The organism is Streptomyces sp. NPDC043996, assembly GCF_056435225.1.
The window spans coordinates 106,531-125,191 of the sequence record NZ_JBWKEY010000004.1; the positions used below are offsets into that span (position 1 = coordinate 106,531).

An 18,661-nucleotide genomic window follows, 5' to 3' on the forward strand; every position below is an offset into this window, starting at 1 on the left:
TCCGGCCGTCGGCGACTCAACCGTAGGTCTGACGACAGGAGTGGTGCGCGAACTTACCATCCTCCGATGCAGGTGAGAGCAGTGCGGTCCGTGTCCGTCCAGCGGGCTGCCTACGCCGTGCTCGCCGTCGGGGTAGCGGTGAGCGGAAGCGTCGCGGGGCACGTGTACCACCCCGAGGGGTGGGCGCGATTCGATGGGTGGGCGTATCTGCTCACCAGCCTGGTCGCGCTGCCTCTGGCGTGGTGCCGCTCGGCCCCTGTGGTGGGCCTTGCCGTCTCGTGCGCGGCGTACGCCGGGTATCTCGCGCTTGGCTACCAGCCCTCGCTGAACTGGTGGGCCCCGATGATCGCCCTGGTGAGTGTGGCCGCGTCGCGCGCCCCACGCGTGTCGTTGGCCGCGTCCTCGCTGACCGGCACCGCGTTCCTGTACAGCGGGGTGTGCGGGCGCCTGCCCCTGGCCTTGGCGCTCGCCCAGGCGATCCTCCTCCCAGCGATCGGCCTGGCCTTCGGGTACGCGGTGCGTCTGATCACGCAGCGCAATCGTGAACTGCGGCGGCTGAGCGCGCAGTTGGCGCACGAGCAGGCAGCCCACGCGCGTAACGCCGTCCTCGGCGAGCGCGTCCGCATCGCCCGTGAACTGCACGACGTCGTCGCCCATCACCTGTCGGCCATCGCCGTGCAGGCGGGCCTGGCCGCGTACGTCTTCGACACCGACGGTGGAACAGCACGGTCGGCCTTGTCCGCCGTGGCGGACTCCAGCCGGGAGGCCCTGGACGAGCTGCGGCGCCTGTTGTCGATGCTGCGCGTGGACGACGCGGACGACGAGGAGGGCGGCGGCGCGCCGCGGCACGCTCCGCCCGGGCTCAGCCGGGTCGGGGAACTCGCCGACCGGCTCAAGGCGGCCCACGTCGACGTCACCGTCCGCACTCAGGGCACCGTCCGGAAGCTGGCCCTGGGCCCGGACCTGTGCGCGTACCGCGTCGTACAGGAGGCCCTGACCAACGTGGTCAAGCACGCGGCGCCCACCAGGGCGTACGTGGACATCACCTATGAGCCGGGCCGCGTGACGGTAGCCGTACGCGACCAGGGCAGGGCGCGCGGCGACGGCCACGAACCGGCCATTTCGGCGCCGGAGAGCGGGTACGGCTTGATCGGGATGCAGGAACGGGCAAACCTCTGTGGGGGTTCGCTGTCCGCCGGCCGGCGGCGGGGCGGGGGGTACGAGGTCCGGCTCACCCTTCCGACCAGCGCCGCGCCGCCAGTGCCTGACGCACCGGACGGCGACGGGCCGTAAGGGGGGAGTTCGTCCATGACCAGTGTCCTCGTTGTCGACGACCAGGACTTGATCCGGGCGGGAGTGGCCGCGCTGGTGCGTGCCACGCCCGGGTTCACGTCCGTCACGGAGGCCACGGACGGCGAGGAAGCCGTGTCCCTGGCCGAGCGGCACCGGCCCGACGTCGTACTCATGGACGTTCGCCTCCCCGGCATCAGCGGCCTCACCGCAGCGGAACGCATCCTCGCCCTGGACCTCGCCCCGCCCCCGCGTGTCATCGTCCTCACCACGTTCGACGTGGACGAGTACGTGTACGACGCGCTGCGCATCGGCGCCTGCGGCTACCTCCTCAAGGACACCCCGCCGCAGCGCCTGCTCGGCGCCATCGCCACCATCGCCGGCGGCGACGCGCTGTTCGCTCCGACGGTCGTGCGCCGCCTCATCGAGGCGTATACGCCCCGTCGAGGTGCCGCGCTGCGCCGCCCCGAGCAGCTGGCCGAGCTGACCGCGCGCGAACTCGACGTCCTCACCCTGGTGGCGCGCGGCCTCACCAATGACGACATCGCCGCCGAACTCTTCCTCAGTGACGGCACGGTGAAGACGCATCTGCACCGCATCATGTCCAAGCTGGACCTGAAGAGCCGCGCCCAGGCCGTGGTCGTCGCCTACGAGAGCGGGCTCGTGGTGCCGGGTTCCGCGTCGGGCCGAGACAGCCGTCCGTCGCCGGGCGGCTGAGCGCGGGGCTGTCGCAGCTGTCGACTGCGGCTCAGGTTTACCCCCGTTACGCGCTCGGTTGACACGCGAAGTCCGACGAGCGCCTGACGCGAACCTTCCAGCCCGTCCCCTAGGTTCTCGTGTCGACCGCACAACCAGAGAGCAAGGGGGAAGACCATGGCAGGAACCAAGGGGCGCGTCGCCGTCGCGGCGGCGGGGGGATTGCTCATGCTCGTCACGGGCGTGGGCACGGCCGGGGCGGACACGGGGGCGGACGCGGGGGCGCCCCCAGTCTCCGGCTTCGCCCAGCAGGCCGAGTCCGGGAACCTCACCAGCGCGCAGACCACGGCGCTCCAGGCGGACGTGGACCGTTACCTGAAGAAGATGGGCGGGACCCAGGTCGCGCTCAACAAGATCGACCTCAACGGCAAGGGCGAGATCCTCGTCGCGCTCAAGGGCGAGGACCGGCCGCGCGACTTCGCCTCGGGCAACGGTATGCGCCCGGCCGCCGACCCGTGCAAGAGCTCGGGGGTGTCCAGGACCTTCTGCGCCTACCAGAGGGACAACTTCGAGGGAAGCCGGATCGACATGGTCACGTGCAATCAGCGGTATTACGTGTCCACGTGGGGCAGGGGTGGTTCCTGGATCAACGACCAGACCCGCAACCTGGAAAGCCGCCGGGCCCGGATGTACAACCCCAGCGGTCGCCTGATCTACACGACACCGCGGGCGTACAGCTCTGACGCCCACGGCGACTGGAACCCCGTCCGCTTCGTCATCCCCTGCCACTAGGCCGTGCTCTAGAAGTCGGGGGCCTGCCTGGTTGGCCGTCCGGGGAAGTCGCGGGCGGCCAACCAGCTGGTGGGGTCGCGGTCGATGTCGTTGATGCTGTTCGCCGCGGTGACCTCGTGCTCGTTGCGGGTGGTGCCGCGGCGGACGACGTCGTAGCCGCCTTGGTCCAGGACAGCCACGGAGGCGAACCACGCGGGCTCGTCCTCGTCGGGCTGGATCACCACGAACGTGTTGTCGGAGTCGCTGAGGTCGCTGAGGTCGCTCCTGGTCGCGGCCAGCTTGGCATGAGGAACCGACAGCTCAGGCCGGTCACGGCCATTCGCCGATCGCCGATCGCCGCGATCAGGACGGTGGCCTCGAAGCGGACGGCGAGTCTGTCGAACCTGGTGGCGACCGCCCGGTTGCGCTTGAGCCGGTTGCGCTTGAGCCGGTTGATCCCGCACTCGACGGCATGCCGGGCCTTGTAGTCCTCGCCGTCGAAGGCCGGAGGCCGCCCAGGAACACGGCCGTCGCCGCAGGGCCTTCCGCATGGCCCGTGCCGGGCGTCGGGTCGGGCGTGCGCGATCATGACCGTATGGACGCTCGTTTCTTGGTATCCCAGAGCTGGTCGAAACCCCGTCGGTTGCGGTCGTAGTCGACGTGATGCGTGCTTTCACGGTGGCCGCCTGGGCCTTTGCTCAGGGGGCGGAGAAGATCGTTCTTGCTGAGTCGCTGGACGACGCCCTGGCGCTCAAGTCTCGCCACCCACAGTGGGTGGCGCTCAAAGACGGTCCGCCCGCGCCCGGGTTCGACACCGTCAACTCGCCGGGTCTGCTGCGGTCTATTGACCTTGGCGGACGGACCGTTGTGCAGAAGACCACGGCAGGGACGGTCGGCGCTCTTGGGGTTAAGGAGGCGTCGCTGGTGCTGTGCGCCAGCTTCGTGGTGGCGGAGGCAACGGCCCGGTTCTTGCGGTCACGCCCGTGCGACAGTGTCACGTTCGTGGTCACTGGCGAGGACGGGCAGGCCGATGAAGATCTGGCGTGCGCTCAATACATCGCCCGGAGGGCCACCGAGGCCGGGACGGAAGCGGCCGAGTTCCTCCGCCGCGCTGGCGAGTCGCGCGCCGCCGCCGAGCTGACGGAGGGGGTACGTCAAGGAGTCCATCCGGATGACGTCGCGCTCTGTCTCGAGCTCGACCGGTTTCCCTTTGCCATGGTCGCGACCTTGGAAGACTCGCTTATGGTCCTCCGCCCGTGCGCCGTGCCCCCGCTGGCCTACGAGGCTCCGATCTGATCGCTGGTGAGGTCCGACTCTCGCCATGCGAGAGCCGGCATCCGGTCGGGCATGCGGTGTCTGCGGCATGCCCGATGACGGTGGCAAGGGCGGCCGCGGCCTCTGGATACGGGTCAGCTCGACTCGGGGCGTTGGACAAGGCTTCGTTGAACGAGTCGTGCACGCGCACGACAGAGCCCCCGGAACCGTGACGGTCCGGGGGCCAGTACCGCAGGCCCACGCCAGCTCGGCGATGCGGACGTACGTACGGTCCTCGCTGTGTCTACGGCCTGGGATGTTCGCCCGTCGCGGCGCCTCGGCGAGCGCTCGTGGGAGCGAGGAGCCTCGCGCGGGAGACCGTGTCGGTCGGGGGCTTGTGATGCGGGTCGTAGCGGCCGGGGGCGACTCCGACGCGGGTGCCTGAGTAGAAGTCGACGGTGTGGTCGTACTACTGGACGGTGAGGGTGGAGGGACGTGCCGCCCGGCCCAGGATCGCGCCGGGGCCCAGCCCCCGGGAGTAGTGCCCGTCGGAGCCGTCGTTGTTGATGGTCAGCAGCCAGCCGCCGAGGCTCACGCGGTAGGTGACGCGGAATCGTGCCGTGCACGCGTCGGACCACAGGTAGGCGGTCTCCGTCGACGAGGCGGGGACGGCGTCGCTCGCCTTCGCGGTGGTGCCCACGGTGACGTCCAGGGTCTCGGTGGTCGTGGAGCCCCAGTCCTTGGTGGAGGTGAAGCCCGCTTCCCCGGTGATGTCGCCGAAGTCCCTGACGGAGACGCTGAAGCCGATCGTCGCGCCGGCGCCGAGCGGCACGCTCGAGGAGAGTACGTGGCCGACGCTCCCGGTCTGGGCTGCCGCCAGGTCGCCGGAGTAAGTCACGGGGTGGTCGAGTTCGTGTGGACGTGCACTGCGGATTGGACACGCGTGCTCAAGCCACCCAGGTCGATGCGTGTGGTGCTCGGCGACCAGTACCACGGGGCGCCCGGCGGTGCGATCCAGGGCGCGGCCTGCGGGCTGCGCCCTGAACACGACCACAAGCGCGGCCGCACCCCGTAGGCCCCCAGACCGCACAACGTCACCGCGAGCATGCCGGGCAAGTCGCTGTTCGCGATGCCCTGGCGGTACGCGATCGGCTGCCTCAACCGCCTCGGCCATCCCTGCCACGACACCCCCGACTGCCGGGCGTACAAGGGCCATCCCTTGGCAGTGCACCGGCCCGCCTTCCGCTTGCCGACGTCGGGTCGGCGAGGGTCCAGCGTATGGGGCCCGGGTGTGGTTATGGTGCCGCTGTGTTCGGTCTTGTGATCATGTTCGCTCGGCTCGGCGGGGCACTGCGGGCCGCGTGGCGCCGTCCTGCGTTCCGGGGGACGGCGTGCACGCTGGCGCTGCTGTGGATCTCGGCAACCGTCTTCTACACCGGCCAGGAGCGCTGGAGTGTGCTGGATTCCCTGTACTTCGCGGTGTGTACGGGGCTGACCATCGGCTACGGGGATCTGGCGCCGGCGACCCCGTTGGGGAAGATCTTCACGGTGCTGTACGGGCTCCTCGCGGTGGGAGCCTTCGCCGCCCTGGCCACGCAGCTGGCCCAGGCCTTCACCACGACACACACCGGCCGGATGGCCCGGGCCAAGGCCCATAGACAACAGCACCGCGAAGACGGCTGACTCCGGCCGGTAGGCGGGCGGGGGCCGTGGCCACGTCCTCGCGCACCCGGTTCGAGGTTTTAGGTATAACGCGGGAGTAATACCCCGGACACTCCGGGAGCCGCGCACCCGCGATCCCCCGTCTAATTGGACCAGGTGTATCCCTGGACGGACACGACCCTGTTCTCGTTGTCTATGGACGCCGCGCTTTCTGCCACGGTCTGACCCTTTTCGAGATCACTGATGAGGAAATTCACATTGCTGTAGTTGGTGTCCACGACGCTGTGGTCATACAGCGCCGCGTCGGCCGGAGCGGAAAGCCCGATGACAGCTGCGGCGGAAGCGACGGTGGTCGCTGCCGCGACCTTCACTGATTTGGCGGTCCTCATTCCATTTCCCTCTCTCCTGATTCCTTCGGCTGGTCGTTCACGTGGATTTTCGCAAGGCCCTGACCCTTCCGTCTACTGGCGGAACAGGTCGGCAAGACATCAGCAAGACGTGCGCAATCTGGAGTGGAACAGGAGATGGCAGCCCACAAGCAAGTGGAGTCCGGTGCCAGGGTGGCCACTGCCTCAGTCAATGACATGGTGCTGAGTGGACTACGCGAGATGCACCTGCTGACGTTTGAGCAGCCTGTGCTTCGAGTCTGTTTCTACGGAGGCCGATCGTGCCCGGAGGACGATCGGCAGTATCCGGTGGTGGTCACGGTATTGGACGTGGGTCGGTGCGGGAACGAGGGCCGGGCCGATCCCGCGGCGCCGCTTGTACCCGCCCGGAGTGGGACGAGCAGCGCCGCACTCCGGTTCGAAGTGCCCCACGGCATGGGGCGAACGGCGATGATCGGAGGCTGGGCTGGGCCGTATCGAGAAGCCGGTGAACCCGACCGCCTGACCGATACGGCCATTCGCCTACGCGTTGCGGGAGTTACGCCAGCGAGCAGACGGGATCACGTATCGGGCGATGGCGCGGCGGATGCCGTACTCGTTGTTCCTGCCGTGCCTGTGGTGGCTGACCGTGCCGCTGCTGGTCGGCTACCAGCTGGGCCGTACGGCCCGCCAGATCGCGCGCCGGATCTTCCCCGTACACCCCGACGGGCACGTCCAGGACCCCGAGATGCTCCAGGTGCAGCGGCTGCGGGCCTGGGTGGCCCTGGCCATGTCGGGGCTGCTGCTGGCCGCGTTCGGTGGCTGGCAGGACGTGGCGGAGGTACCGGGACAGTTCCTGCACCGGCTGGTGTTCGCGCCCTGGTTGGCACTGTTGCGTGCGGCCGTGGCGGTGGCGCTGCTCTTCGGGGCGGCCAGGCCCGGGACGCGACGGGCCATGCGGACGCGGCTGTGGCCCGCTGGCCGCTCAGCCCTGTGGTACTTCGGCGCCTGGACTCTGGTACCGCTGCTGTTCCTGGCGGCGGCCCAGGGGATGGATCTGCTGTCCGGCAACACCAACGTGCTGCTCTGGGTGGCCGTGATGTTCGTGTGCTGGGCGCCGTTCTGGTGGGTGATCTTCTTCCTCTGCTTCGCCTCCGGTCCGGCGCTGCGCCATGCGGTCAACCTGTCCGCCGTGCATGCGGCACTGCCCGCACTGGTCACCGCGGTCCTGGTCTGGGTCCTTGCCCTCCTCGGCCTGTCGGCGGGCGGTCTCCCACCGGGCCCGGTGCCGCTCGCGGTCTGCGCGTTCCTCGGCGGTCCGGTGTCGGTGACGGCGGTGGCCTGGTGGGAGATCTACCGGCTGCGCCAGCTGCACGGGGTGCGGTGGCGGGGTTAGCACCACGGAAGCGAGCTCACGCGATCACTGGGGAACGATGCGGCGGACCAGGTCCGGTGTCCACTCCACGTACTCGACCTCCGGTCCTCCGACGTGTCGCGCGTACAGGTATCGACCCGTGGCAGCGGGTGTGGCGGCTTCGGTGATCACAGCCCCGGCAGCCGTCAGGACCGCCAGCAGCTCGTCCAGGTCGGTGACGACGACGGTCGCGGAGCCGTGCAGGTGCTTCGCGCGTTCCGCCGGTGGACCGGCGAACAAGAGGAAGTCACCGATGCCCACCAGTTCCACCTCGCCTTCGGTGAAACGGAGATCGGGCTCCGTACGGCCAGTCAGCTGCTGGAGCAGAGGGAGGGACTGCTCGACGCTGTCCGCATAGAGGCGGGCGTAGGTCTTGAGAATTCTCATCGCGCTCCCTGCGGTGGGGCTTCATCGGAATCAGCCCTGTTCCTGCTGGCTTTTTTGGAACCGTAAGGGGGCGTCGAGCCGGGCACAAGAAGGTACTTTTCGGTGAGAAGGGAACCACGAGGTAACCGTCCCACCGAAAGCACCGAAGCATCGGCTGAGTCCCGCTTACTGAGCCTCTTTCATCCTGAATAGCTGCAGGTGAGGAGTGTGTGGACGGCTTGGACGGCGGTGCCGATACGCCGGGTGGAACATCGGGCTCGGCGTAGGAGTCGCCAGGATTTCAGCTGCGCGAAGGCCCGCTCGCCCGGAGCCCGCAGCCGGGCGTGATCGCAGTTGAACTCCTGGTATTGGACGGGTCGTTCCCGGTGGCGGTAGTAGGGGGTGCGGACGGTGGCGCCGGCCCCCTGGTAGGCCCGGTCGGCCAGGACGAGGATCTGTCTGGTCAGGCAGGCTTGGATGATGCCATGGGCGCGGGCCGCGGTCAGGTCATGCGTGCGTCCCGGTGTCGCGCGGGTGAACCACAGCGGGGTGCCGTCGGGGCGCGCGATGACCTGGACGTTCATGCCGTGCTGCTTCTGTTTCTGGGAGTAGTACGGCTCATCCGCGGCGATCCGGTCGGTCGGGATCAGGGTGCCGTCAACGATGGCGAAGTCGCCCTCACCCAGACCCACGAGAGCCTCGTGCAGGCCCGGGGCCCCGGTGGCCAGGACCTCGAGGGTCTCGTCCACGTAGCGCCAGGCGGTCGCCTCCGACACTCCGAACCCGGCTCCGACCTGCCGATACGTCTCGTTCTTCCGCAGATGGGCCAGTGTCAGCAGGGCCTGCTTGAAGCAGCTCAGCCTCCGCCAGGGCGAGCGCAGTTCATGCCTTCGTGCGTAGATCAGCCAGGAGACATGCTCGACCAACTCGTGCGGAACATCGAGCATGGAGGGATACGGAACCAACGAAGCCCCCCGGCCGTCGGCGTGCTGAATGGAATCACCACACCAACGACGAGGGGCTTCGCCATGTCACCACCCTGCTGACCAGCCTGTTTCACTCCTCCAACCCCAGGACGAAAGAGGTTCACTCGGAAGTTCTTTGAATAAGGATTCCGGCAACCATGAGCAGAGTGGCGATCTGTGCTACCAGCCAAGAAGTTCTGTAACTGAGGGTGCGTCGGTTCCGAATCGACAGCAGTTTCATGAATGAGTCCTCTGCTTGGCCGAACTCCGCAGTACCGGTCCAGTGCACCCAGATCACGCTGAGGCAGAACACCGCCGAGAGTCCACTGGTGAACAGAGCGGACAATGTGATAGCGGTGCCTGGGGTGAATCCATGTGACACCGAGAGAGTGATTGAAGCGGCCGTCAGGAGGATGGCATCATATGCGAGCAGCGCTTGTGCCTTGGCGTCGATGATGCCGAGGCACTGGTACATGTACTCGTAAGCCTTGTTTCGATGCGATTCCAGTCGCCTCACTGCTGTCAGGTGCGGTCGACGATCCTCCTCTCGATAGATGCCCTGGAAGAACCAAGGCAGCAGTTCACTAGGGCGTCGCACGGTCCCTCCACTCCCTGGGAGATAAATCACAGATCTCAATGCACCACGCCGGAGGAGTCCTGTCCAGGCAGATGACCAGCGCAAAGCGGCGTGTCAGGCGCGGAATGAAGCATTCGACTGCGTCCAGGGAGGGCAAGCTCGTGTCGTGGGAATCCGATCAACTTATGCTCCGCAGCGCGGTGGAGGAGGCGCAAGCTGGATTGGCCGAGGGAGGGATCCCGATCGGAGCTGCGCTCTACGCGCCGGACGGGACGACCCTCCTCGGTCGCGGGCATAACCGTCGCGTGCAGGACGGCGACCCGTCCCTGCACGCGGAAACCGTCGCTTTCCGGGCGGCCGGGCGGCGACGTACGTACCGCGGCACGACGATGGCGACGACGCTATCGCCCTGCTGGTACTGCAGCGGCCTAGTGCGTCAGTTCGGCATCTCGCGCGTGGTCGTCGGAGAGGCGCAAACGTTCTACGGCGGCCATGCGTGGCTGGCTGAACTGGGGGTAGAGATTGTGGTGCTGAATGACCCCGAATGTGTGGCACTGATGACGGACTTCATAAAGGCCCATCCTGACCTGTGGAGCGAGGACATCGGGGCGTAGCTACTTCGACAGTAGATGGACGGGAGCGGCTGGTACTCTTCCGCTAGTCGTAAGGCTAAGGGATTTTCTGTCAGGGGTGCAGAAGTGACAAGAGTCCTGGTTTCGTTCCGCTGGTGTTGCGTCGAAATTCATGGATGCTACGCTAATGTCATTGAACCTCTTTCATCCTGTGGCGCAGGGGTGAAATGGGCTGGTGAGCGAGGGTGGTGACACGGCAGGGCCCCTCGTCGTTGGCGTGGTGATCTCACTCATCACACCGGCGACCGAGGGGCCCTGTTGGTTCCGTATCCTTCCACGCTTGATGTCCCGTACGAGCTGGTTGAGCATGTCTCGTGGCTCATCTATGCCCGAAGGTGTGAAATCGGCTCCCCCTGGCGGAAGTTGGGGTGCTACAAGCAGGCCCTGCTCACGCTGGCACATCTCCGGAAGAACGAGACGTTCGCGCAGCTCGCGGCAGGATTCGGGGTATCGGAGGCGACCGCGTGGCGGTACGTGGACGAGACGGTTGAGGTCCTGGCGGCGTGGGCTCCGGGACTGCGCGAAGCCCTGGTGGGCCTGGGCGAGGGCGACTTCCTCATCGTCGACGGGACGCTGATCCCGATCGACCGGATCGGCGCGGATAAACCGTACTACTCGCAGAAACACAGGAAGCACGGCATGAACGTGCAGGTCATTGCCCGACCGGACGGCACCCCGCTCTGGTTCTCCCGCGCGATGCCGGGCCGGACCCATGACCTGACCGCGGCCCGCGCTCACGGAATAGTCCAGGCCTGTCTGACGAGACAAATCCTTGTCCTGGCGGATCGTGCCTACCAGGGTGCCGGCGCCACCGTCCGCACCCCGTACTACCACCACCGTGAACAGCCGCCGCACTACCAGCGGTTCAACCGTGTCCACGCCCGCCTCCGAGCCCCCGGAGAACGCGCCTTCGCCCAGCTGAAGTCCTGGCGCATCCTTCGCCGGATCCGGTGCTCGACCAACCGCTTTGGCCGGATCGTCGCCGCTCTCCACACCCTCCTCACCTGCAGCTATTCAGGATGAAAGGGGTTCACTGGGCCCCTTGACCGGAGTCCTGGCTCGTACGCGTGGACTCGGCCTCCGGTGTGGGGATCAGGGGCACCTTCGTGTCCACGAAGATGACCTCACTGTCGATCCGGTCCCCCGGCTTCAGGTTCTTCGACACCCGCTCCTGGAGTTCGGCGGGAAGGCCGTGGTGCAGCCCCTGCGGGACGAGGGACATGGTGGCCGGGGCGATGGGCATGCCGAGCACCGTTCCCTTGTGGAAGAACGTGAACTCGTCGTAGTCCGCGTTGCGGTGATAGGGCGGGAAGGCCTCCGCGTCCGGCGCCGATTCGAAGGGGCGCGGCAGGAAGTTGCCCACCATGAAGGTCGACGTGGCGAAGACGGCGTAAGCGGACGGCATGACGTGGATGCGGTCGCTCATGACCGGCCGGTAGTCGCGGATGTTCATCTTGAACGGGAACAGGTCGCCCGACCAGCCTTCGACGTCGATCGAGTCCGAGTCGAAGACGACGGTGGCGTACTCGCCGCGGATCTTGAGTCGCACCGGCCAGGTGCCGTCCTCGTCGCGGCCGTCGCCCAGTTCGTCCAGCTGCGGCGACGGTACGTACAGCAGCCCGGGGTCGAAGGGGGCACGACGGCCGAACGCGCCGGTGTCGGCGAAGCCGAGTTCTTCGGTCGACTCGACGACGAGGAAGTAGTTCACCGGTCCGTCCGGCCGGATCCGGTAGGTGACGCCCTTGGGCAGCAGGACGTAGTCGCCTGGCTCGTACGGGATCGGTCCGAACTCGGTGTGGAAGGTGCCGGTTCCCTCATGGACGAAGTACAGCTCGTCCCCGTCGACGTTCCGCGCCGAGTACGGCATGTTCGCGCTGCGCCGGCTGACCGAGATGGTCAGAGCGGAGTTGCCGAACAGGCGCAGCGGGCCGCCGCCGGGGAGAGTGAGGTCGGCGGGTTCCAGTGACTGCCCGTCGTAGGTGCGGTTTCCCGCGCTCGCCTCCGCGCGCTTCCAACGGGTCGGCTCGTGGCGCCGGTACAAGTACGCGTCGCGTCCCTCGAAGCCTTGCCGCGTGAGCATGTCCTCGTGCAGGCCACCGAGTTCGGCGCGTCCGGTCACGGCTTGGCGCAGCACCTTTCCCCGGCTGTGGTGGATCCAGGATCGCATCGGCCTGAGTTCCATCGGCAGGTTCCCTTTCGCTCCGTCGGACTTCCTGGCCCGACGATGCACGCCCGGGGACCCGCGCAGGAACGCCGCGGGGATGCCCTAGCGTCAGGGAGACGCTGCGGCCGCCTGCCCGTGCAGGAGCGAGCCGAGGGCCTGTGTGCTCGGCTCGTCGCTGGGCAGCCAGAGCTGGAGCCAGTGGTCGGCCTCTCCCACGAAGAGGACCTCGAGCCGGATGTTCAGGTGCCCGGCCCGGGGATGCCAGAAGCGCTTCATGGCGGGCTGCCTGGAGGCGACGGGGTGGGCCGCCCACCGCGACGCGAACCCGGGCACCGCGTGCACGTCCTCGACCAGGGCTTCGAACGCGGCGCCGGAACCCCAGTCCGGCTCCGCGGCCCGCAGCCATCCGACCACCTCGTCCGCCGTCTCCGACCACGACGCCTCGTCGAAGATCCGGTGTGCCATGGGATGCAGGAAGTGGTAGCGCACGAGATTGGGGGGCTCCGTGTCGAGGACCCCCAGCGGCTCGGCCACCGTGGCCCACGCGTCGTTGTACGCCACGACGTCGTAGGTCGGCCCGAGCAGGCACGCCGGGGTGGGGTCCAGACGGTCCAGGAGGTCACGCATGCCGGCGCGCGCGTGCTCGCCCACCGGATCGGGAGCGGGAAAGAGCGTGGCGCTGTGCTGTCTCATGGCCAGGAGCGCGAGGTGCCGCTTCTCGTCACGGGACAGGCGCAGCGCCTCGGCGAGCGCGGTGAGCACCGCTCCGGAAGGGTTGGTGTCCCTGCCCTGTTCAAGGCGTTCGAGGTACTCGACGCTCAGCCCGGCGAGTGTGGCGAGTTCACCGCGGCGCAGCCCCGGCGTGCGCCGTCGGCCGTGGGCAACGAGTCCCACTTGCTCGGGTTTGAGCCGCTCCCTGCGGGAACGCAGAAACGCGGCCAGGCTGCTTGCGTGTGCCGTCATGCGAGAGTAACCCCCTGATTTCCGGCCGCTGCCGCCGGGAATCGCACGACCCCGCGGCGACTGCTGCCTCAAGACGACGGAGTGCCTCGGTGCCCGTCGGGCGACGGAGCGCTTCGGCATTCGTCCGTGGGCCCGCCGATCGTGGTGAACGCCCGTGCCAGAGCGTGCAGGTCGAAGCCCTGAAGGTGGTCCAGGAGATAGCGGCGCACACCACTCAGATTGCTCGGCCATGCCTCTCTCAGCCGGACGAGGCCTTTGTCGGTGAGCACCGCGTGCCAGCCCCGGCGGTCCTGCGCGTCGCGCACGCGCTCCACCAACTCCTGTGTCTGCAGCCGCGTGACCACGTGGGTCATGCCGCTCAGCGACAGGAAGGCGGCCTCGGCCAGCTCGCTCATCCGCATCCTCCGCTCCGGCGCCTCGGACAGCCGGGACAGCGTCATGTACTCGGTGAGGGATATGCGCTGCTCCTGCCGCATGGTCGCGTCCAGGGCCCTGGGCAGCACGTAGACGATCCGGTCGATCGAGCGGACCAATGCTTCCTCCCCGGCGTTCATCGGGGGGATCTTCGGCTGCTCGGCAGTCATGACGCCATTTTACTTTCTTCGGAAAGCAAATCCAGATACGGATAGGACAGCTGCGGGAGCCCGCCTTCTCCGCCGCAGGGCGCCAAGTGGCGTATAACGACCGTTAGTTATGGCCCGAGCACTGCGGACAGCAACGTCTCCCTGTCGATACGAGTACTGTCACGGCCTCCCTGCCCACGGTCCCGGTCGGGCATCGTCGGTACGCATCGCGGCCTGAGCAACGACGGATCGCGGCCCGAGCAACGACAGTGAGATGGGTGGTCCGGTCCATGGGTGAGTACGTCGACGCCAACGGCACCGCGATCTGGACCGTGAGCCGTGGCCAAGGGCCCGACGTCCTGCTGATCGCGGGCCTTGGCGATCCCGCCGAGGTGTGGCAGGAGCAACTCGACGGGCTGTCGGACCAGTACCGGCTCATCGCCTTCGACAATCGGGGCGCGGGGCGCACTCCCTTGCCCGACGAGCCCCTGACCATGGCGATGTTGGCCGACGACTGCGCGGAACTGCTGAAGGCGCTGGATACCGGCAGGGCGCATGTGGTCGGCTTCTCGGGCGGAAGCGCGATCGCGCAGGAGCTGGCGCTGCGTCATCCGGACGTCGTCCGCAGCCTCGTTCTCGTCAGCACCTGGGCGCGGGCGGATGCCTACGTGGCCGCCATGACCCGCTTCTGGCACTGGCTGGTGACGGAGGCCCCCGACGAGCGCGCGGCGCTGGAGGCCTTCTTCCTCTGGATCTACTCGCCGCGCGCCCACGACGACGGCACGGTGCGGCGGGTCATCGACGAAACGCTCGCCTTCCCGCACCCGCAGTCCGCCGGGGCCTTCCAGCGTCAGCTTGAGGCGTTCATGCGGCACAACACGCTCGATAGGCTGTCCGCCATCGCCACGCCGACGCTCGTCCTGGCGGGCGAGCTGGACATCGCCACGCCGCGACGGCTCGGGCAGATCGTGGCCGATGCCGTTCCGGGCGCCCGCTTCGAGGTCATGCCACGCGAAGCCCACCAGCCGTTCCAGGAGTCCCCCGACCTGTTCAACGTACGGGTGCACTCCTTCTGGAGCGAGGTCGGCGGCGGGACTCATCCGTCTTGAGGAAAACGCCGAGTCACGAAGGGCGGGGGGATGTGCTGAACCCTCGGATGGTGGCGGTGTCGGCGAGACTGCCACAACCGTGCTGGACGACCGATGAGTTAGTGGCCTCGGCGGGCGGCAGGCTGTCTCCGCGGCTGGAGGTGATGCTGCGGGGCCTGGGGGTGGAGCGGCGGCATTCGGTGCTGTCGAACTACCCACAGGTGCTGTTCGACGGGGCGGCTCCCCAACGCGCCGTGCGGGCATCGGAGTTGGCCGCGCAGGCGGCCACCGAGTGTATGGAGAAGTCCGGAGCGAGGCCGGAGCGAGGCCGGAGCGCATCGGCCTGGTCCTGGGTGTGACCAGCAGCCCGGGGCGGCTGCTGCCGAGCCTGGTGTGTGATCTGTTCGCCCTGCTGCCGTGGCTGCCGCGGGACGCGGCGAACCTGAGCATCGCCTACATGGGGTGCTCGGCGATCGCGAAGGCGGTGCGGACCGCGCGCTGGTACTTGGCCTGCCACCCCGACCGGCTGGTGCTGGTGTGCTTCATGGAGGCGATCACTCCGCTGTCTCCGGACCTGCCGGGCCGTTACGCCCACTTCGACGAGGTGCCGGTCGAGCGGCGACAGGAGACAGTGAACGCGATGCACGGCTGTTCGCCGACGCCGCGGTGGCGATGGTGTTGGCCGCCGAGGGCACGGGGCCGGAGTTCGGCCCCGTGACGGACCTGACGAACGAGCGGCCTAAGGACGCGGAACTGGGCACCGTCCCGGACGGCGGCTCCGACGAGCCCCTGGTGTACGGGCGCAGGCTGTACACACTCAGCCCAGACGTCACCGACCGCGGCACGTTCTACGCCGCCTCGACCGTGAAGACGCTGCTGGCCTCCGGCGCTTGCCGCCTGACCGCGCCCGGCCAGGCCACCGCCCTGCTCATGCACACCGGCAGTGCCCGCATCCTGGACGCGCTGTGCGAGGAGTTCGGGGCCGACCGAGCGGGAGAGCCCGTGGCCTCCTCCTACCGGGTGCTGCGCGGTTACGGCAACACGCTGGGCTGCTCGGTGCCCCTGATGCTGGCCGACCCCGTGCACCGCCCGGCCGGTGAAGGACTCACTGTCGCCTTCGGGCTGAGCTTCAGCAGCGGCGCCTTCACCCTGACCTTCCCGCCCGGTGGCTGGCACCCCGACCGCTCCGGATCACTCCGGTGACCGCCCGGCCACCCGTGTCGTCTCCGGCCTCCACACTGCCGGCACCGCCCGCCCTCCTGGCTCCGGAGCACCTGGAGGCCGCCGCCGAACCGGTGACCGTGACGCTCACCCTCACGGTGCGTGCGGCGGCCGAGCGCAGCCATGAGTTCCTGCTGACCGCGCTGGCGAAGGGCCGGGAGGTCTACGGCTCCACCACGGGTTTCGGCCCGCTGGTCACCCACCCCGGGCAGGAGGACGGGGCGGCCCAGTGCGAGAACGCGCTCGCCCACCTCGAAGTCGGCCAGGGCCCGGACCTGGAGCCCGGGTTGGCCCGAGCGGCGCTGCTGGTGCGCCTGTGGACGCTGGCACGCGGCCACAGCGGAGTCCATCCCCGCATCCTCGACTCCCTCGCCGCCGCGCTGGCCACCGGCTTCGCCCCCGCCATCCCCGAACTGGGCTCCCTGGGCGCGAGCGGAGACCTGGCCCCGCTCGCCCACGCGGTGCGTGCCCTGCAGGGCCGCGGGCACGCCTACCTCGACGGCCGGTACCTGCCCGCCAGCCAGGTTCTCCACGAGGCCGGGCTGCGCCCCATCGAGCTGTCCGGACGCGACGCGCTCGGTCTGGTCAACGGCACCCCCGTCACGGCGGCCGCCGCCGGTCTTGCCGTCGCGCAGCTGGCCCGCTCCGTGACCAGCGCCCTGGATCTGACGGCACTGATGTGCGACCTGCTCGGCGTGAGGCCCGGCTTCACCCATCCCGCCCTCTTCCAGGCCCTCGGCCACCCCGACACCCAGGACACGGCCGCGAGCCTGCGCTCCCGGCTGACCGGCCTCGTCTCCGGTCCGGGTCCGCCGCGGCCCTCGCCGCGGGGCTGACCGGCCTGGAGCTCGGCGGCGACACGGCAGGCTCCATCCGCGTGCCCGCCCACTTCTGCGGCGTGTACGGGCTGCGCCCGTCGTTCGGCATCGTGCCGAGGTACGGGAGCGTCTCGGGGCATGCTCCGGGGACGCTGGCGGATTTCGATATGGCGGTACTCGGCCCGCTCGGCAGGCACGCCGACGACCTCAACCTGGGTCTCGACGTCCTCGCGGGAGCGGACCACGACCGCGCTGCGGCGTGGCGCCTCGAGCTGCCCGCCGCCAGGTCGAGCACGCTGCGGGAGTTCCGGGTCGCGGCATGGCTCGACGACCCGTTCTGCCCCGTCGACAGCGAGTTGGCCGCGATCATGCAGGAAGCGCTGGAGGCGGTGCGGGCCGAGGGCGCCGTCGTGGTCGAGGGCAGGGGGCCGGTCGGGCTCGAAGAGACGATGGCTCTCTATCAGCCGTTGTTGATGGCGCAGAGCGGGCTGGTCGAGTCGGACGAGTCCTACGCCGGGCTGGTGGAACTCGCCGCGGCGGAAGGGGCCGCGGGAGGGTTCGCGTCGGACCTGACGATCCGCTTCCGTGACTGGCACGCGCTCGACGAACGTCGGCAGCACTCCCGCCGTCGCTGGGCCGATTTCTTCCGTCACGTCGATGTGCTCCTCTGCCCGGTCAGCCCTACGGCCGCCTTCCCGCACGACCATCGACCCGATCCCGGCTGGTCGGTCCGAACCCTGCGGGTCGACGGCGCCGACCGGCCGTATCGCGACATGCTCACGTGGATGGCGCCGTCGGCGGTCAACCATCTGCCCGCGGCGGTGGCGCCTGTCGGCGCGACCCGGGACGGGCTTCCGGTCGGCATCCAGGTGATCGCGCCCTACCTGCACGACCGCACCGCGGTCCAGTTCGTACGGTGCCTCGCGGAGGTGATCGGCGGGTTCCGCCGTCCGCCGGGATACTGAGTGCCGCCACCGGGCTGCCGTTGGCCTATTCGGTCCCGCGCGTGACGTCGGCCTCCACGACCTGATGGTGGTCGTGAAGGCCGACGGTGCCGTGTGGGTGTGGTGCGGATGTCCATGCGGCCGGGTGGGGCCGGGTGAGATTCCGGTGGAGACCGTGCGGGTTGCGCGGGTCGCGTTCCCGAAGAGGGAGTCTTGCGATCCGGGACCGGGACGAGCTGGGGCCGACGTTCCGCAACGAGGAGACGTCGACCCCGTTTCAGATACGGCAGGACGAGCTAGAAGTGCCAGGTCTGGTCGGCATTGCCGTTGCATTCCCACTGGACTGCCGTGGCGTTCCAGTCGTGACTTGCGTTGGTGATGCCCAGGCACAGATTTGATCTGACGTTGACGAGGCGAGCCCGCTGTCCGGTCGGGGCTACCCAATCGAGGCGCCACTTCTGGTCGCTGTTTCCGTTGCACTCCCATTGAACAGCCCGGGCGCCCCAGGCAGTGCTGCCGTTGTCGATGCCGAGGCACAGTCCGTGCTTGTTGCGAAGGTAGTAGGCGTCGACAGGAGGGCTCCCGTTGCTGACGAAGCTCCATTGCTGGTCTTCGTTTCCGTTGCACGGCCACTGGACGGCCCGGGTTCCCCACGCGGTGCTGTTCTGGTCGATGCCGAGGCACATCTCGGTGTTCTCGTTGCGTAACTCGTAGGCGCTCGCGACGGCGACTGTGGAGACGCTGGCGAGCATCACGGCTACGAAGACGGTTATGGATCGATTCAGAGCCCTTGCCATGAGAGTTCCTCACGTGTCGAAGAGACATGTCGAAGAGACATGTCAAAGCGATGAGGAAGCCGTACGTGAGCGCCGCTTTGGCGTGCGTATGCGACAGCATCGGAGAGGTGG

Annotated in this window: 21 protein-coding genes and 4 pseudogenes; 14 read left to right on the forward strand and 11 right to left on the reverse strand. The window is 68.5% G+C overall.

The window, feature by feature from the left end; translation table 11 throughout:
• Window positions 1-66 precede the first annotated feature (66 nt).
• The 3 genes from AC07A4_RS11300 (at window position 67) to AC07A4_RS11310 (ending at window position 2,778) form a co-directional block, all read left to right on the forward strand.
• Window positions 67-1,293 (forward strand): sensor histidine kinase, encoded by a 1,227-nt coding sequence (locus AC07A4_RS11300; RefSeq protein WP_478596132.1) that lies wholly within the window; start codon window positions 67-69, stop codon window positions 1,291-1,293.
• Between the two features lie 15 nt (window positions 1,294-1,308).
• Entirely contained in the window at window positions 1,309-2,007 is a 699-nt protein-coding gene (locus AC07A4_RS11305) for a response regulator (protein WP_478596135.1), read from the forward strand.
• Between the two features lie 156 nt (window positions 2,008-2,163).
• Entirely contained in the window at window positions 2,164-2,778 is a 615-nt protein-coding gene (locus tag AC07A4_RS11310; RefSeq protein WP_478596137.1) for a peptidase inhibitor family I36 protein, read from the forward strand.
• Between the two features lie 8 nt (window positions 2,779-2,786).
• On the opposite strand, the pseudogene AC07A4_RS11315 reads toward AC07A4_RS11310, so the two are convergent.
• A pseudogene (locus tag AC07A4_RS11315) lies at window positions 2,787-3,035 on the reverse strand (hypothetical protein); the annotation flags it as partial.
• A 74-nt stretch (window positions 3,036-3,109) separates the two neighbouring features.
• Window positions 3,110-3,286 (reverse strand): annotated as a pseudogene (locus AC07A4_RS11320) (IS5 family transposase); the annotation flags it as partial.
• Window positions 3,287-3,420: 134 nt separating this feature from the next.
• Here AC07A4_RS11320 and AC07A4_RS11325 point away from each other — a divergent pair.
• Window positions 3,421-4,053: a 2-phosphosulfolactate phosphatase gene (locus AC07A4_RS11325; RefSeq protein WP_478596139.1), complete on the forward strand. Its 633-nt coding sequence runs from the start codon at window positions 3,421-3,423 to the stop codon at window positions 4,051-4,053.
• A gap of 427 nt (window positions 4,054-4,480) precedes the next feature.
• Here AC07A4_RS11325 and AC07A4_RS11330 read toward each other — a convergent pair whose 3' ends face one another.
• Entirely contained in the window at window positions 4,481-4,843 is a 363-nt protein-coding gene (locus tag AC07A4_RS11330; protein ID WP_478596142.1) for a hypothetical protein, read from the reverse strand.
• Window positions 4,844-4,954: 111 nt separating this feature from the next.
• Between AC07A4_RS11330 and AC07A4_RS11335 the strand changes: the two genes are divergently transcribed.
• Both AC07A4_RS11335 and AC07A4_RS11340 read left to right on the forward strand, forming a co-directional pair.
• On the forward strand, window positions 4,955-5,086 hold the full coding sequence (locus AC07A4_RS11335; RefSeq protein ID WP_478596144.1) for a hypothetical protein: 132 nt from the start codon (window positions 4,955-4,957) through the stop codon (window positions 5,084-5,086).
• 233 nt (window positions 5,087-5,319) lie between these two features.
• Window positions 5,320-5,694, forward strand: coding sequence for a potassium channel family protein (locus AC07A4_RS11340; protein WP_478596147.1), 375 nt, complete (start codon window positions 5,320-5,322; stop codon window positions 5,692-5,694).
• A 122-nt stretch (window positions 5,695-5,816) separates the two neighbouring features.
• Here AC07A4_RS11340 and AC07A4_RS11345 read toward each other — a convergent pair whose 3' ends face one another.
• A complete protein-coding gene (locus AC07A4_RS11345; RefSeq protein WP_478596150.1) occupies window positions 5,817-6,062 on the reverse strand; it encodes a hypothetical protein in 246 nt (81 codons plus the stop codon).
• Between the two features lie 583 nt (window positions 6,063-6,645).
• On the opposite strand from AC07A4_RS11345, the gene AC07A4_RS11350 reads away from it, so the two are divergent.
• The gene (locus AC07A4_RS11350) at window positions 6,646-7,434 is read left to right on the forward strand and encodes a hypothetical protein (RefSeq protein WP_478596152.1); all 789 of its coding nucleotides are present in this window, start codon (window positions 6,646-6,648) and stop codon (window positions 7,432-7,434) included.
• Window positions 7,435-7,458: 24 nt separating this feature from the next.
• On the opposite strand, the gene AC07A4_RS11355 is transcribed toward AC07A4_RS11350, so the two are convergent.
• The 3 genes and pseudogenes from AC07A4_RS11355 to AC07A4_RS11365 all read right to left on the reverse strand — a co-directional run bounded on the left by AC07A4_RS11355 (window position 7,459) and on the right by AC07A4_RS11365 (window position 9,381).
• Window positions 7,459-7,839, reverse strand: a complete 381-nt coding sequence (locus tag AC07A4_RS11355) for a VOC family protein (protein WP_478596155.1) — start codon at window positions 7,837-7,839, stop codon at window positions 7,459-7,461.
• A 179-nt stretch (window positions 7,840-8,018) separates the two neighbouring features.
• Window positions 8,019-8,824: pseudogene (locus AC07A4_RS11360) on the reverse strand (transposase family protein).
• 80 nt (window positions 8,825-8,904) lie between these two features.
• Window positions 8,905-9,381 carry a hypothetical protein gene (locus tag AC07A4_RS11365; RefSeq protein WP_478596157.1) on the reverse strand — a complete coding sequence of 159 codons (477 nt, stop codon included), beginning with the start codon at window positions 9,379-9,381 and terminating at the stop codon, window positions 8,905-8,907.
• Window positions 9,382-9,485: 104 nt separating this feature from the next.
• On the opposite strand from AC07A4_RS11365, the gene AC07A4_RS11370 reads away from it, so the two are divergent.
• Window positions 9,486-9,974 carry a nucleoside deaminase gene (locus tag AC07A4_RS11370; RefSeq protein ID WP_478597482.1) on the forward strand — a complete coding sequence of 163 codons (489 nt, stop codon included), beginning with the start codon at window positions 9,486-9,488 and terminating at the stop codon, window positions 9,972-9,974.
• A gap of 235 nt (window positions 9,975-10,209) precedes the next feature.
• A pseudogene (locus tag AC07A4_RS11375) lies at window positions 10,210-11,015 on the forward strand (transposase family protein).
• Window positions 11,016-11,022: 7 nt separating this feature from the next.
• On the opposite strand, the gene AC07A4_RS11380 reads toward AC07A4_RS11375, so the two are convergent.
• The 3 genes from AC07A4_RS11380 to AC07A4_RS11390 all read right to left on the reverse strand — a co-directional run bounded on the left by AC07A4_RS11380 (window position 11,023) and on the right by AC07A4_RS11390 (window position 13,703).
• Window positions 11,023-12,159, reverse strand: a complete 1,137-nt coding sequence (locus AC07A4_RS11380; RefSeq protein WP_478596159.1) for a homogentisate 1,2-dioxygenase — start codon at window positions 12,157-12,159, stop codon at window positions 11,023-11,025.
• 105 nt (window positions 12,160-12,264) lie between these two features.
• Window positions 12,265-13,119: a helix-turn-helix transcriptional regulator gene (locus AC07A4_RS11385; RefSeq protein ID WP_478596162.1), complete on the reverse strand. Its 855-nt coding sequence runs from the start codon at window positions 13,117-13,119 to the stop codon at window positions 12,265-12,267.
• Window positions 13,120-13,187: 68 nt separating this feature from the next.
• On the reverse strand, window positions 13,188-13,703 hold the full coding sequence (locus AC07A4_RS11390; protein WP_478596164.1) for a MarR family winged helix-turn-helix transcriptional regulator: 516 nt from the start codon (window positions 13,701-13,703) through the stop codon (window positions 13,188-13,190).
• Window positions 13,704-13,972: 269 nt separating this feature from the next.
• Here AC07A4_RS11390 and AC07A4_RS11395 point away from each other — a divergent pair, with 269 nt between their 5' ends.
• The 5 genes from AC07A4_RS11395 to AC07A4_RS11415 all read left to right on the forward strand — a co-directional run bounded on the left by AC07A4_RS11395 (window position 13,973) and on the right by AC07A4_RS11415 (window position 17,774).
• Window positions 13,973-14,791, forward strand: a complete 819-nt coding sequence (locus AC07A4_RS11395) for an alpha/beta fold hydrolase (RefSeq protein WP_478596166.1) — start codon at window positions 13,973-13,975, stop codon at window positions 14,789-14,791.
• A gap of 334 nt (window positions 14,792-15,125) precedes the next feature.
• A complete protein-coding gene (locus AC07A4_RS11400; RefSeq protein WP_478596167.1) occupies window positions 15,126-15,488 on the forward strand; it encodes a hypothetical protein in 363 nt (120 codons plus the stop codon).
• A complete protein-coding gene (locus tag AC07A4_RS11405) occupies window positions 15,485-15,973 on the forward strand; it encodes a 3-oxoacyl-[acyl-carrier-protein] synthase III C-terminal domain-containing protein (protein ID WP_478596169.1) in 489 nt (162 codons plus the stop codon). Before AC07A4_RS11400 ends, AC07A4_RS11405 begins: the two co-directional genes overlap by 4 nt.
• Complete coding sequence (locus tag AC07A4_RS11410) at window positions 15,970-16,827, forward strand: aromatic amino acid lyase (protein ID WP_478596171.1); 858 nt, start codon at window positions 15,970-15,972, stop codon at window positions 16,825-16,827. The genes AC07A4_RS11405 and AC07A4_RS11410 overlap by 4 nt, the downstream gene beginning before the upstream one ends.
• A gap of 5 nt (window positions 16,828-16,832) precedes the next feature.
• Entirely contained in the window at window positions 16,833-17,774 is a 942-nt protein-coding gene (locus tag AC07A4_RS11415) for an amidase family protein (RefSeq protein ID WP_478597484.1), read from the forward strand.
• Between the two features lie 275 nt (window positions 17,775-18,049).
• Here AC07A4_RS11415 and AC07A4_RS11420 read toward each other — a convergent pair whose 3' ends face one another.
• Window positions 18,050-18,550 (reverse strand): RICIN domain-containing protein, encoded by a 501-nt coding sequence (locus AC07A4_RS11420; RefSeq protein WP_478596173.1) that lies wholly within the window; start codon window positions 18,548-18,550, stop codon window positions 18,050-18,052.
• Between the last annotated feature and the right edge of the window lie 111 nt (window positions 18,551-18,661).